Consider the following 13223-nt stretch of genomic DNA (forward strand, 5'->3'; position numbering starts at 1 on the left):
CATCTGTCGTGACGCCGCGGCGCATCCCACCCGTGCACCTGGGCAGACAGGAGGATGGTCATGGCAGCGCCGCGCAGGAGATCTTCGTCGGGATCGGGCCGGACGTCCGCCCGCCGCCGGCAACCGACCCGGTCCCGCCGGGCCGCTTCACGGACGAGGAGCCGACGGGAACGCAAACATGTCCATCTCGCCTGCTATCTCGCCTTCGGTGCCGCCGGGCTGTGGCTCACCCTGCGGGGCACGTGGATCGCGCTGCCGGTGGCCCTGCTCGTGATCACCGTGATGTTGGGATTCCGTTGGCCGACGCTCTGCCGGGCCTACCGGACCGACGACGGCATCTGCGAGACCCCGGTCAACGGCTGGCTCACCGGATGCGCGAGTCACGCCCCCTTCAAACGGCGCGATCTGCGGGCGGTCGCCTGGCCGCCGAACCGCGTCTCGCCGTTTCACCCGATCGTGCTCGCCCTGCGGATTCCACCGCGCGAGCCCGAGGCGCAGCCGGACCTCGACGGCGCTCCCCGCCGAGTCACCATGCGTAATCTCGTGACCTCGCTGGTACTCGCCGTCGCCGTGTTGATGACCGGATTCGGCCTCCTGCTCGGTGCGGCATGACCGGCGGGAGCGGGCCAGCCGACGGCTCCACCGGCCGGAGAACGGTCGGAGAACGCGGCTCTACAGTTCGGATTCCCCGGCCAGCATCGCCCGGGAGCTGAGCCGGAAACCGATGGTCCCGTCCACGATCTTTCGGATCACGGTGGCTTTCGGATCCCTGCCGCCGACACCGTCGACACCCAGGGCGCCCGCCAGGGCCCGTAGCTGCGGGACCGGAATCCGGCCCAGGGCAGCCAGGTGCTCCCGGGCTTCCTCCCGGCTCGCGGCGGCGACCAGTGTCGCGTGCAGCTTCTCGACGTCCACGGACGCCGGGAGCCGGGAGCCGTCCGCCGCGGCACGACCGCCCGGGTCTGCTGCCGTGGCCGTGGCCGTGGCCGTGGGCGCTGCTGTGGGCGTGGGCGCTGCTGTGGGCGTGGGCGCTGCTGTGGGCGTGGGCGCTGCTGTGGGCGTGGGGACGACCGCGAGCCGCGCCCGACCCGCCACGAGATCGTCAAGCTGCCGGACGTCCAGGGTGTCGAGCAGATCGGACACCTGGCGCAGGAGAACAGCCCCGAGACGGGCCGCATCCCGACCCGGGTGGCTGGCGGGCCGACTGTCAGGAGCCATGGTTCGCCGTCCGGATGCGTTTGAGGAACTCCTCGACCAGGCTCTGCAGTTCCCAGGCGAGTTCCCGGCTGAGCTGCTCGGTGAGAATGGCGGGGAGCTGGGCGCGGGCCGCGCCGGCGAAGTGCTTGTTGCTCTCCCGAAGCATCGCATCGAAGACGGGCAGCCCGAGGCTTCTGGTCTGTGCTATGTAGGGCCGCAGCGCCGAGACGGGCTGACCACCGTAGTACTGGACCATCGTGAAGACGACGCCCAGAATCATCGGTTCCAGTTTCTTCACGGCCGGCCGGAGGTCGGCCTGCAGATCAGCGACCTGGTTGAATTCCCAGGTGAACCGGCGCAGCCGGGACTGCAGGTGATCGATTCCGAGGGTGGACAGCTCGTCCGGGCGGGCCGGGATGAGCAGCTGGTCGCTGGCCGCCACGGCGGACCTCGTGATGACGCCGAAGTTCGGCGGGCAGTCGATGAGCGCCAGATCGTAGAGCCGCCCGGGCAGGGTGGCAAGCCCGGCCGCGAGACGCAGATAGACGTCGAAGTAGTGGCGTGTCGACCGGTGGATCTGTGCCCCACCCAACCGCGCGGCGAGATCCATCTCGACGTCGCCGAGGGCAAGGTGGGACGCGATCAGGTCGAGCCGGCCACCGTTATGCGCGATGCGGGAGTTCGCCACCGTGGGGGCGGTGACGAGTACCTCGAGTCCCGGCACCGGCCCGTCCATCCGCCAGGCTTCGAACCACTGTTTGATGGNCCGGCCCTNGGNGNGGTGCGCCCGCCAGTCCTCCGGCCGGTAGAAGGAGAAGGTGAGGCTCGCCTGCGGATCAAGATCGATCAGAAGAACCCGTTTTCCCCAGCGGGCGATCTCCGCGCCGATGTTCGCCGTCAGAGTGGTCTTTCCGACTCCGCCCTTGTAGTTCATGACGGAGACCACTTTCACGGTGTCACCGCTCTTGTGGATGACCGCGATATATTAAGGTAGCCGTCAGGTTGGCTTCGTGGACTTCGATGATGTGTCATCCGGCGGTCCCCCTGTCGCGCACTGGCGCCGTCGTCCGTACGCGTAACCCGCGCCGGCCTTCTTCCTGCCAGCACACCACGTGCCGTTGACGCCACTTCCAGGATCCCCCGGACGGGTGAGTGCCGTGCGTGGACATTTGGCCGCCGATGACCATCGATCGTCCAGCTGATCGCACGTTGGGAGGGTCGTGGGAGAGGTCGTAGGGCGGCCAGCCGCGCACCGGCTCCGGACTGCCGCCACGCTGGACCTAGCCGACTGGTGGGTACACCATGGTCAACTCAAGCGAAGTGGGACGGTACCAAGACGAAGGCCCGCAAGTCCGGCCGGACACCCCAAGCCGACCGTCTTCCGTCAGTGCCCCTGCTCACCTAGTGCCCCCGGCCACCGTCTGCGGCATCGGGCCGAGACGAGAGGGTGAGTTTCGGGTGATGCTGGGTTTGACGCGGCGAGCAGGCGGTAGGTAATGGCTGTGGTAATCGGCGCACCCGACGCGCGCGGGGCCGGGAGGACCCGGTCCGGCTGTTGGCTCGGCGAGCGAGGAAGCGGTCCGCGGCTACATCCGCGCCGCGACCCGCGCGACCATTATTGCAGACGAGCTGGCCAAGCTCGGAGACCTGCACCGCCGCGGACTGCTCAACGACCAGGAGTTCGAGCGCGAGAGGGCTAGGAGTCTCGCGTGAATCAGCATGGTCAAGCGGTGGGGAGCATCCATGGACGGTCTCCAGATTCTCCCGCTGGCAATCACCATGATGATCGGACCGCAGATCATGTCGGCGATCATCTTCGTTACCACGCCACGAGCCGGGCGGGTATCCCTGGGGTTCCTGGCCGGTGTGGCGGCCGCGACAGCGGCCGGTGTGGCCGTCATGATGGGCCTCGCCGCCTTGCTGGACAGCGCCGTCGACCTGGGAAGTTCGAGGAGTAACGGTTCGGCCGGCCAGATCATCCAGTACGTACTGGTGGGCCTGTTGGCAGTCGCCGCCGTGAAGAACTGGGTGCGGCGCGAAACGGTGGAGCCGCCGAAATGGCTGACGACGCTGATGGCGGCAGATCTGATGAAGGCGTTCCAAGTCGGACTGTTCGTCATTCTGCTGATGCCCTCGGACATCGTGATTATGATGACGGTTGGAATACACCTGCAGCAGAACAACGCGTCCTATGCGGCAGCACTCCCGTTCATCGGGCTGACCGTTACGGTGGCGGCACTGCCGCTGCTTGCCCGACTACTGTTCCATAGACGGGCAGAAGTCGCCGCACCGCGCGTCCGAGACTGGATGAACACTCACAGCTGGCTCATCAACATAATCGTCTGCATCATTTTCATCGCCCTCATCATCGACTGAAGCGGCTGCCTGAGTCCCCGCCCCGGAGGGCGAGCGCCGCACACAGGGCATTCGGCGGATCCGGCGATGAACCCGGTGCTGTGGGGAGGACGCCATGCCCCGGAGCTGGCGTACGAGTAATAACAATCCTGCGTCGCGGCCGTCCGGCGGCGCTGGCGCTCACCGCAGCGGCGCGCCGTGGCGGCCGATCAGGACGCTCTGTGCGCGCGTCGGGACAGCCCGGGGGCGTGCGGGGCAGTCCCCGGTAGGAGACCTGGCGTCCAGACTACGTGAGGCGGATCTGATTAACAGGGCGATGAATCTCGCCGCGATGATCCTGATGATTTTCTTTCCTTTTGTCATCACGCTGGCGGCGCTGTCGCCACTGCGGCAGGGCGGTGCGGCGGACATAATCATCGCGCGCATGGGGTTGAGCCATGATGCGGCGATGGCCGTGGAACGACTCTTTACCCCGCGGAGCGGAACCGTCCTCACCGGCTGGACAGTACTGGGAGTGCTCTGGCTGATAATTGGCGGACTGAGTCTGGCCGCGTCCGTCCAGTCCATTTATGTGCGGGTCTTCAGACTGAAGCCATTCGGGCTACGCGGCCTACTGGCCCAGGTCGGCTGGCTCTGCGGATTGATCTTCTTTCTCGTCGCTACCACGAGTCTCGGGGCGCTGCTCACCGGCACCGTGGCTGGTCAGGTCTGCTACGGCCTGGTAGCCACCGTGATCCTGGCGCTCTTCTTGTGGGTCGGGGTCCGGGTACTCACCATCGGCCGGATGAGCTGGCGGGACTCGTGGCCGACAGCCCTGTTCACGACGATCGGCCTGACTGGTCTGGGTGTCGTCAGCCGGCTGGCATTCTCGGCTTCCATCGTGGCGAACGAGCGCAGCTATGGCGGGATCGGGGTCGTGTTCACCATCCTGTCGTGGCTGATCGGTTTCGGTGTCGTCCTCATCGGAGGGGTAATCGTCGGCACGTGGTATCTCGACACCGAGCTGTCGGTCGCCGGCATCCTCAGAAAGTTTCACATCGGGAGGAGGACGGGCCGAGACCAAGCCCGGAAATCATGAGCTGAGCCGGTGCGCGGATCGGCGCCGAGGGCCACAAGGGCCAATGACGTGTGACCTGGTGTTGATCGTGTCCGGCGGACAGCAGGAGGTGACGCTGTGTAAGCGGCTGATCTGGTTGACTGGCGTCCTGCCCGTCTTACCCTAGGTTCAGGGGCGTCAACGTCGCCTCCACAGGGTCCAAGCCGGCCACCCGCATCGGCCGCAATCCGAGCCGGGCCGGTAGTGCTCGTGGTCATGACGCGCATGGCCGCAGCGGCAGCGCAGGATGAGTAGACCGCGGATCGACCTCACAGGGTCACCTCCGTCCGGATGGGAGTAATAAGTGAGCTAGATAAGTGAGTTAACTGCCTAAATGTCGTATGTGAGCTGGTCTGCTGGGTGTGTCTAGACGTTCGGGCGGAGATCGTCCAGGTCGTCCTTCCCTGCCGGCCCGGGACGCCCGCCTGGCCCTCGTCCACGACTCGGCGCCTTCTGCGCGTGACCACCCCGCGACTCGGCCCGGCTACGATCGGGTGGCACGAGGAACGTCCGTGACGGGGCGGTTTATCGTCTCCAGGTCCTGAGCGCCATAGCAAGCGACCCATCGGGAGACGATAGGGATCATGAGAATCTCGAGCGGGACCGGGGCATCGGGCACCTCGGCCGGGCGCCCCGCCGACGGGCGGCGGGGGGGAAACGCGCCGCCCGAGGCGAACGAGCGCGCCGTCATCCGGCGCCGGTGGTGGCCACGCCCGGCGGTGCGGCCGGAACCCGGGCGGCCCGGCGCCCGCCGGGGCCTGTCCGCCCGGTCTGGTCCGGTCGGTCGGGGGTCCGCGGCCTCTCCCGTCCCTCCTGTCCCTTCCGCACAGCCTGCCCCCCAGGCACCGCGTGCCCCGTCTGCCTCACCGGCGTCGTCTGCCTCACCGGCGTCGTCTGCCTCACAGCCGTCATCTGCCCCGCCGTCGACGACATCACCCGGCGTCCGTCCCGGCAGGAAGAGCGGCCGGATGCCCGTGCTGCCCCCCTGGAAACAGCCGTGGGCGCCTCGGATCGCCGCGCTGCTGGCTCTGGTTGTCGGCCTGGTGGACGTCATCTCCGCGGTCACCCCGGAGTGGCGCTCCCGCCTGGAGGACCTGCGGGTGCTCCTGCCCCCCGCGGCCTCCCAGCAGGCCGCCGCGTTCACCGTCGTCGTCGGCATGCTGCTCGTGCTGCTGACGCCGGGGCTGCGCCGCCGCAAGCGGCGGGCTTGGCGGGCCGTGGTGGTCCTGCTCGGCGTGAGCATCGTGCTCCACGTTGCCAAGGGTCTGGACTACGAGGAGGCGGCCGGATCGGCCGCGCTGCTCATCGCCCTGCTGCTGGTCCACNGGGAGTTCCGGGCCAAGGGCGACCCGTCGACGCGTTGGCGGGCGCTCGGCGTCGGCCTGCTGCTCACTGTCGTCTCGATCGGGATCGGGTTCCTGCTGCTTTATGTGCGCCAGGACCGGATCGTCGGCCCGCATTCGCTGTCCGCCCAGTTCGAACAGATCGTCGAGGGACTCGTCGGGATCCCCGGTCCGCTACGGTTCACCTCCGACCGGTTCTCCGGCCTCGCCGCCCGCGTGCTGCTGACGATGGGCCTGTTGACCATAGTGACCACCGGCTACCTCGCGCTGCGACCGCCCGAGCCCCGGCCCCGGCTGACCGACTCCGACGAGGAACGGATACGTGCCCTGCTGGCCCGGCACGGCAAGGCCGACTCGCTGGGATACTTCGCGCTGCGGTCGGACAAGTCGGTGATCTGGTCACCGACCGGCAAGGCCTGCGTGGCCTACCGGGTGGTCTCCGGCGTGATGCTGGCCAGCGGAGACCCGCTCGGTGACCGGGAGGCCTGGCCGGGGGCCATCAGGGAGTTCCTGCGTGAGGCGGCCGATCATGCGTGGACGCCGGCGGTCCTCGGCTGCTCGGAGGCGGGTGGCTTCGCCTGGACCCGCGCCGGGCTGTGCGCGCTGGAATTCGGTGACGAGGCCATCGTCGACACGGCGTCGTTCACGCTGGAGGGCCGGGCGATGCGTAACGTTCGCCAGGCGGTCGCCCGGGTGGAACGCGCCGGCTACACCGCGGTCGCGCGGCGGGTCGGCGATCTCGCGCCGGCCGACATCGCCCGGCTGAAGGCACAGGCCGCTGCCTGGCGGGGTACCCAGACGGAACGGGGCTTCTCGATGGCGCTCGGCCGCCTCGGCGGCGGCGCGGACGGCGACTGCGTAGCCGTGATGGCGTTCTCCCATGACGCGGGTCCCCATGACGCGGGTCCCCACGACGCGGACGACCCGGTGAACGGTGCTCCGGGCCACCCGGCGAACGACACGACAAGCGGCATCGAGGACGGCACGTCGCATGCCGACGCGGCCGGCACCGAGCCCCGGCTGCGCGCCCTGCTGCATTTCGTGCCGTGGGGCCCCAACGGCCTGTCGCTGGACGCGATGACGCGGGACCGGACCGCCGACAACGGGCTGAACGAGTTCCTCATCGTCAGCGCCCTGCGCCAGGCCCGCGAGCTGGGCGTCGAACGGCTGTCGCTGAACTTTGCGTTCTTCCGGTCCGCGCTCGAACGCGGCGAGCGCCTGGGCGCCGGGCCGGTCATCCGCTGCTGGCGTTCCCTGTTAATATTCTTGTCCCGCTGGTTCCAAATCGATAGCTTGTACCGGTTCAACGCCAAATTTCAACCCACCTGGCAGCCCCGTTATATCTGCTNCCCCGCCAGTTCCGAGCTACCACGGATCGCCTTGGCGATGCTCGAAGCCGAGGCCTTCCTGGTCTGGCCCTGCTGGCGCGACCATCTGTCCGGGCTATCCCGGTTGTCCCGACTATCCCGGTTGTCCCGACTGCCCCGGCCTGGGACGGCCGGCCTCCATCACCGTGCCCGAAGAAAGGACACCTCGACCGGCCCCGGGCCGGACTGACCATCACCTTCAGTCTACGTCGTCCATATTGTCTACGTCGTCCATATTGTCTACGTCGTCCATATTGTCTACACCGTGGACACACTCGCAGGGGAGCGTGGATTTGGGGTCCCTGGTCGTCATCGGGAAGTGGTTCCTGCTGTCCCTGGCGGGAATGTCGCTCGCCTGCTGGGCAGGCTGCGGGTGGCTGGCCCACCGGCGCCGGGCGGGGCATCGGAACCGGGTGGGACGCCCCGCCGCGTTCGGGATGGGCGTCCTCGCCATGCTGCTCACGTTGGTGACGGCGGCGGATCTGGTCAATGCCTACTACGGCTACCTGCCGCGGGTCGACGACGTCATCGGGGTGAAGTCCTGGCCGACGGGGTCGGCGCGGGAGGCTGTGGCGCCAGCGCCGCCGCACCCGGACGGATCGGTTATCGACCTGTTGGTCCCCGGCACGCACAGCGGGTTCGGTGTGAAGGAGGCAAAGCAGGCACTGGTGTACCTCCCGCCCCAGTACTTCACCGAACCGCACGTCCGGTTCCCCGTCGTCTACCTTCTGCATGGCTCGCCGGGGGTGCCGGTCGACTGGTACCGGGCGGGCCGGGCCGCGCAGGTCGGCGCGCTGCTTGCCGGGGTCGGCCGGCCCGCGATCCTCGTCGCCCCGCGACTGAGTCACGGTTGGCTCGACGACAGCGAATGCGTCGACCGGCCCGGCGAGAACATCGAGACCTATCTGATCGACGACGTGATCTCGACGGTCGACCGGCGGTTGCGCGCCATCGCGGACCGAGCCGACCGGATCTTCGTCGGAATGTCCGCCGGCGGGTTCTGCGCGCTGAACCTCGGGCTACGCCACCGTGACCTCGTCGAGACGATCATTGATATGTCCGGGATGTCGAAACCGACCCACGACGGCGGGATGGTCGGCCTGTTCGGGAACCGGCCCGATCTCGCTCTGGTCGNGGCGGCGAACNCCCCGGCCCGGTACGCGGCGACGCTCCCACCATTCCCGCCGATGCGGGTGTGGCTGGACTGCGGACATGGCGATCATGAGGCGTTGGGCGACACGGAGGCGATGGCCCGCGCCCTGGGGGAGCGTCCGGGCTTCGACGTCGTGCTGCGGCTGCGCCCCGGCGGCCACGACTTCGGCGTGTGGCGTCCGGCGCTTCGAGACAGCCTGCTGTGGGCGGTACCGCCCGGCGTGACCATCCGCCCGGCGTGACTGTCGGCCCCGTCCGCCCGGCGTGACCATCCGCCCGGCGCGACCATCCGCCCGGCGCGACCATCCGCCCGGCGCGACCGTGGCACATCTGGTCGGCTGCCGCGGTGCCGGGAATGACAGCGCCGGGCGAAGACATTCTTCAGATGGGCCCTGCTTCTCGTCAGGCGGGAGTGTTCCGTGGCGTGCTCGATTCCAGGCCGGGGCGATCAGCGGGGATGGGCCGCGCCGGCGGAGAACATCCGAGGTGGACCGGGGGCCGGAGTCCCATGNCCGTCCGCACNCCGGCCCCCGCCGGAGGCGACGACGGTACCGCCAGAGGTGACGACGGCCCCGCCGGCGCGGAGCACGTTCACGGGGCCGAGGGCGCCGCCAGCCCGTGGTCGGGACGCCCGTGGTCGGTCGTGTGGCGGCTGCCGGTGACCGACTCCTTGCTCGGCGCCCTCGTCGCGGCGCGGGTGTTCCAGTACGTCGACCCGGCCACGGCGACCCGCTGGCAGTGGGCCATGAGCACAACCTTCGACCAGATGCGCCACCATCCCCTCGGGGTGCTTGTGGGCAGTATTCCGTGGCTGCCCGAGGGGCCGTTGGCGCCGTGGCTCATGTTCGCGGGCCTGGCCGTGGGCGGCTTGGAGGCGACGGCGGGAGGCGCCACCGCGCTGGCCGTCGTGCTGGGTGGGCACGCCGGGGCGACGTTGATCTCCCAGGGTGTGCTGGACCTGCGGGTCGTCACCGGCGGGTTGCCGCGGACCGCTCTGCACGTCCTGGATGTCGGGCCGAGCTATGTCGTGGCGACCGCCCTGACCGCGCTCGTGGTGCTGCCCTCCCGCCGGTCGCTGCGCGCTCTGGCGTCACTGACCTTCGTCGTCGTACTCCCCGTGATGATGAAGGGGGTGAGCCGTGGGGAGCTCGACGCGGTCGGCCATACGGCGGCCCTCGCCCTCGGTGCGCTCGCGGGGCTCGCGCCACCGGTGCGCCGCCGCGCCGCGGCGCGGCGGGACACCGCTCGGCGCGGCTGGTGGGACGTCGGGGGGAAAAGGAGGGCGAAGTCCGGCCACAAAGCGCGGTTTGGTGTGCGAAGATATCGTTGGATACGTGGACGGCGCGAGTCGGGTCTTGATCTGCATTTTTAGTGTGCGCCGCTGATCCGAAACGCCGACGCCAGCGGGCATGATGGTGTTAGCGTCCTGGCTGTCCGCTGCCACCACGGTCTGCTCGTCCAGTGCCCCATCGCAGAGCTTTCCTGGCTCATCGAACCGCCAAAAAGGGTCTCATCATGTCATCAAAGAGAAGATCTTCCTTCTGACTCTGGTGCAGGCAGCAACATTCTCAATCGCGGCTGGTTGCAACCGTGACCAGTTGTTCCTTTGACGGAAGAGGAGCCAAGCGTGGCAAGTGTGATCGACGGCATCTACCGGATCAGCATCGCCGGGCAGCAGACCCTCACCGACGTGGGCGGGGGCAACCTCGTCCTTCTGCCTGACGGCAACGGCGGCGGGCAGGTGTGGCAGGTGCGGCGCGCCAACGACGACACCTACACGATCCGCAAGCCGTCCGGCGGGGCTTTTGTGAGCTTCGATGGTGACCCGGACACATTCGAGCGGGTACGTGTGCTCCCGGAGCCGCGTGAATGGAAGATCGCTGATGGTCCCCAGTCGGGTACCTTCACCATCGGTGTCCCGGACAATGAACTGNCCCTGGGACTTCNCCCGGCGCTCATCTACCCGCCGCTGGTTGCCCTGTCACCTATCTTCAGGGAGGACAGGGGCTGGATTTTCGAGGGCGTCGAGTAGTCGAGTAACCCGTCCACCCGGGGCCCGGCCCGGCCGGTGAACGAGGCCCTGCGCCGATGGCACGGGGAGCCGGGCGCCGTGCCGCGGATGGCAGCAGTTCGACCATCCGCGGCACGGTGCATCGGTGCATCGGTGCATCGCGGCCGAGAGCGAATCGGGCGAACCGGATAGAAAGGATTGATCGGACAAGACCGCTGGTCGGTCACCTCAGTCGCATCCTCTCGGTGGCGGCGCCGAATGCGGGCCCGATCCGCGATACTTCTGTGGGATGACCAATTCTGTCCGGCCTGCCCGGCGGGGAATGCAGGCTATCCTCGGCGACCGTCTCTGGCAGGCGTTGTTGTCATGCGGTTCCCGGTGCCATTTCCGGTCGCGGCAGGTGCTGCTGCGTCAGGGCGATCCAGATGATTTCCTGCTTCTGCTGACCACCGGCCGGGTAAAGGTGGTGCGCGTGGACGCGGAGGGCTCGGCCCTCCTGCTGGCGCTGCGCTCGCCCGGGGACATGATTGGTGAGATGGCGCGAATCGGAACCGGACGCACCGCCACGGTGCAGGCGATCNATCGATGCGAGGCGCATCGGGTCTCCGCCGCCACGCTCGACTCCTTCCTGCGGCGGCACGGTGTTCAGGGAGCGCTGGCTGACTACGTGGTGAGCAAGCTGTCCGAAACGGTTCCCTATCAGCATCAGCTCGTGCATTTCTCGCCGCGGCAGCGGGTCGCCCGCCTGCTGTTGGAACTGGTCGCCCTCGCCGGACCGGAGCTGCCCGATCCGATGCGGGTGCCGTTCTCGCTCGATGCCGTCGCGGAGTCCCTGGGGCTCGCCCGGAGCACGGTGGCCGCACATGTGGCGGCATTGCGAGAGGAACAGGTGCTGAGGCCGGGGCCACGGCTCGCGGTGGCGGATATCTCACGGTTGCGGGCCGAGGTGGGCATCACGACCGGCTGAGCATGCCGGTCTGGCCCGGCGGGCTCCAGGTCGTCCGCTGGTTCTCCGTTGACGGGAGCCGGTGGGCCGACGAGATGTGGTCCGTGCCACCGTTGAACCGTCCGTCGATGGACGTTTTTGTCACTCTTCCGCCGCGACGCTGAAGAACACGGGCACGACATCCGTGCTCTCCCGCGAACGCGAAGGATTCAGCGATGGCCTCTACACCGGTCCATGGCGGCACCGACAGCATGGCAATGCCCCCTTACCGGGCCCTGCTCGTCGTCGACATCAAGGATTTCAGCGGCTACCCCGGACGCTGGCACGAGGACATGACGCGGGCGGTGCCGGACATCCTCACCGGAGCGTTCGCGCGTTCTGGCTGGTCCGAATCACCATCGATGGAACGTTTCTCCGACACCACCGGCGACGGGTACGTGCTCGGCTTCGAGCCCTCGATGCTGCCGTTGCTCGTCCACCCGTTCCTGGACAACCTCCAGCAGGAGCTGGAGTACCGGAACAAGGTCGCGCCCGTCGCACCTGCCGCGGCCGACCGGACGCTGCGGATGCGGGTGAGCCTGCACGTGGGATCGACGACCGATTCGGGGACGAACCGGCTGGGTGACGGCAGCGGTGCGGCCCGTATTGCCCTGCACCGCCAGCTTGACGCCGCCGCGGTACGACACCTGCTGGAAGAGTCGAATCCCCGGACGACCCTGGTGGCCGCGATCCTGTCGTCACGGGCCTACGAGNACGCCGTGCTCAGCGGTTACAGCGGGCTGGACGACTCCTTGTTCGTGAAGGCCCCCGTCGAGGTGAAGACATANCGCGACGAGGCGTACCTGTATGTGCCGAGACCGTCGGGCGGCCTGCTGCACCGCGGCTTCCGCGTTCCCGAGGTTCCAGCCGCACCGTCGCGGGCGGCGGCCGAGGCTTCCACGCCATCGGACCGTAGCCGAGCCGACCTTGGGCAGAGCGGCGCTACCAGAAATATCAGCGGCATCAGAAATATCGGTGGTATCAGCAACGTCGGCGGATCGGTCTTCGGGGATAATCGGCCGCAGACGCACGTGGGCATCGGTGACATCAACACCGCGTCTGGTCCGATCCGCACAACCCGTAGAGATACCCACGCCCCACGCGGCGACCAGCAGATCGGGCCGCGTACCGAGCACCATGGCCCGGAACACTATGGCCAGGGCCACCAGTTCGCCGCGCCGCTCGACCGCCCTAATTTTGGTGATTCTAACTTCACGCAGGGATCCCCGACCACGGCCCCGGACCCCGGAGCCGTGGACGAAAAGGGGACTTCGGGCGTGGAGGGCGCACACGATGACTGACATCCGGAGTCTTATGCCTGGCGCCAGTCCAGCGGATGAAACCTTGCCGCACGAACCGCCGGGTAATGTGCCCCCGGACGAGAAAGCAGCCGGCGCCGGCGCAGCGGCCGCCGCCGAACCACCGGGGGCCGGGAACACCGGTGTAAGTATTCGGCGATGGCGTGGAGGGGCTGGTTCCGCCGTGTGGCGGTGTCGTGGCTGTGGCGGGAGTCGGGCGGAGTGTCCGCGGGATGCTGGTGGGGGGTTGTGGGCTCTTCGTGATACGTCGGGTGTAGTTCCTGATACCGAGGACGCTGGTGATGTGTCCTGGGTGGTGTGTCTGTTCTGTCTGTCACCGATGATGTCACCGAGGTGGCGTACTGGCGTGGGCGTGCCGAGCGGGCCGAGGAGTGTGCGGAGAAAGCCGAGGCCCGTGT

11 protein-coding genes are annotated in these 13223 nt (G+C 68.3%); 9 read left to right on the plus strand and 2 right to left on the minus strand.

Annotated elements, in window-relative coordinates; all coding sequences use genetic code 11:
• The first annotated feature begins 60 nt into the window (after positions 1–60).
• Entirely contained in the window at positions 61–612 is a 552-nt protein-coding gene (locus ALLO2_RS19155; protein WP_011437140.1) for a hypothetical protein, read from the plus strand.
• A gap of 60 nt (positions 613–672) precedes the next feature.
• Here the strand turns inward: ALLO2_RS19155 and ALLO2_RS19160 are convergent, their stop codons facing one another.
• Positions 673–1218 (minus strand): hypothetical protein, encoded by a 546-nt coding sequence (locus ALLO2_RS19160; protein WP_023841768.1) that lies wholly within the window; start codon positions 1216–1218, stop codon positions 673–675.
• A complete protein-coding gene (locus ALLO2_RS19165; RefSeq protein ID WP_035733953.1) occupies positions 1208–2149 on the minus strand; it encodes a ParA family protein in 942 nt (313 codons plus the stop codon). The genes ALLO2_RS19160 and ALLO2_RS19165 overlap by 11 nt, the downstream gene beginning before the upstream one ends.
• A gap of 677 nt (positions 2150–2826) precedes the next feature.
• Between ALLO2_RS19165 and ALLO2_RS28385 the strand changes: the two genes are divergently transcribed.
• The 8 genes from ALLO2_RS28385 (at position 2827) to ALLO2_RS19200 (ending at position 11488) form a co-directional block, all read left to right on the plus strand.
• Positions 2827–2910 carry an SHOCT domain-containing protein gene (locus ALLO2_RS28385; RefSeq protein ID WP_368671127.1) on the plus strand — a complete coding sequence of 28 codons (84 nt, stop codon included), beginning with the start codon at positions 2827–2829 and terminating at the stop codon, positions 2908–2910.
• 30 nt (positions 2911–2940) lie between these two features.
• Positions 2941–3573, plus strand: a complete 633-nt coding sequence (locus tag ALLO2_RS19170) for a GAP family protein (RefSeq protein ID WP_011437137.1) — start codon at positions 2941–2943, stop codon at positions 3571–3573.
• A 295-nt stretch (positions 3574–3868) separates the two neighbouring features.
• Positions 3869–4630, plus strand: coding sequence for a ribonuclease BN (locus tag ALLO2_RS19175; protein WP_232235207.1), 762 nt, complete (start codon positions 3869–3871; stop codon positions 4628–4630).
• Between the two features lie 986 nt (positions 4631–5616).
• Positions 5617–7548 carry a phosphatidylglycerol lysyltransferase domain-containing protein gene (locus ALLO2_RS19180; protein WP_051875426.1) on the plus strand — a complete coding sequence of 644 codons (1932 nt, stop codon included), beginning with the start codon at positions 5617–5619 and terminating at the stop codon, positions 7546–7548.
• A gap of 97 nt (positions 7549–7645) precedes the next feature.
• Complete coding sequence (locus tag ALLO2_RS19185; protein ID WP_232235208.1) at positions 7646–8752, plus strand: esterase family protein; 1107 nt, start codon at positions 7646–7648, stop codon at positions 8750–8752.
• Positions 8753–9018: 266 nt separating this feature from the next.
• Positions 9019–9882: a rhomboid-like protein gene (locus tag ALLO2_RS28390; RefSeq protein WP_051875431.1), complete on the plus strand. Its 864-nt coding sequence runs from the start codon at positions 9019–9021 to the stop codon at positions 9880–9882.
• 255 nt (positions 9883–10137) lie between these two features.
• On the plus strand, positions 10138–10542 hold the full coding sequence (locus tag ALLO2_RS19195) for a hypothetical protein (protein ID WP_035733955.1): 405 nt from the start codon (positions 10138–10140) through the stop codon (positions 10540–10542).
• A 268-nt stretch (positions 10543–10810) separates the two neighbouring features.
• Entirely contained in the window at positions 10811–11488 is a 678-nt protein-coding gene (locus ALLO2_RS19200) for a Crp/Fnr family transcriptional regulator (protein WP_035733957.1), read from the plus strand.
• The last annotated feature ends 1735 nt before the right edge of the window (positions 11489–13223 follow it).

Source organism: Frankia sp. Allo2, assembly GCF_000733325.1.
Classification (GTDB): Bacteria; Actinomycetota; Actinomycetes; order Frankiales; family Frankiaceae; genus Frankia; species Frankia casuarinae.

Bases quoted from the DNA above. Each gene is read 5' to 3' on its own strand.
- ALLO2_RS19155 (WP_011437140.1), top strand. From the start codon at position 61: ATGGCAGCGCCGCGCAGGAGATCTTCGTCGGGATCGGGCCGGACGTCC.
- ALLO2_RS19160 (WP_023841768.1), bottom strand. From the start codon at position 1,218: ATGGCTCCTGACAGTCGGCCCGCCAGCCACCCGGGTCGGGATGCGGCC.
- ALLO2_RS19170 (WP_011437137.1), top strand. From the start codon at position 2,941: ATGGACGGTCTCCAGATTCTCCCGCTGGCAATCACCATGATGATCGGA.
- ALLO2_RS19175 (WP_232235207.1), top strand. From the start codon at position 3,869: ATGAATCTCGCCGCGATGATCCTGATGATTTTCTTTCCTTTTGTCATC.